Annotated in this window: 1 protein-coding gene; it reads left to right on the top strand. The window is 67.7% G+C overall.

Features of this window, described 5'->3' with window-relative positions; translation table 11 throughout:
• On the top strand, positions 1 to 201 hold a 201-nt coding region (locus IG78_RS47445; RefSeq protein WP_157856086.1), incomplete at both ends, for a transposase.

Below are 201 nucleotides of genomic sequence, written 5' to 3'. Positions count from 1 at the left end.
GAGGACCGGTCTGCCCCTGTCCGTCGGAATCTCAGGCGCCAACGTCCACGACAGCCAGGCCCTGATCCCGCTCGTGAAGGGCATACCACCGATCCGGTCTCGCCGCGGCCCTCGCCGCCGCAGGCCCGCAAAACTTCATGCCGACAAGGGCTACGACTATCGCCACCTGCGGCGTTGGCTGTCCCAGCGAGGTATCCGGCA

It is taken from the genome of Streptomyces aureocirculatus (genome assembly GCF_000720475.1).
In the GTDB taxonomy this organism is placed as follows: Bacteria; Actinomycetota; Actinomycetes; order Streptomycetales; family Streptomycetaceae; genus Streptomyces; species Streptomyces aureocirculatus.
The sequence above is the reverse complement of the archived record's forward strand: the minus strand, read 5'-3'. Positions and strand labels throughout refer to the sequence as shown.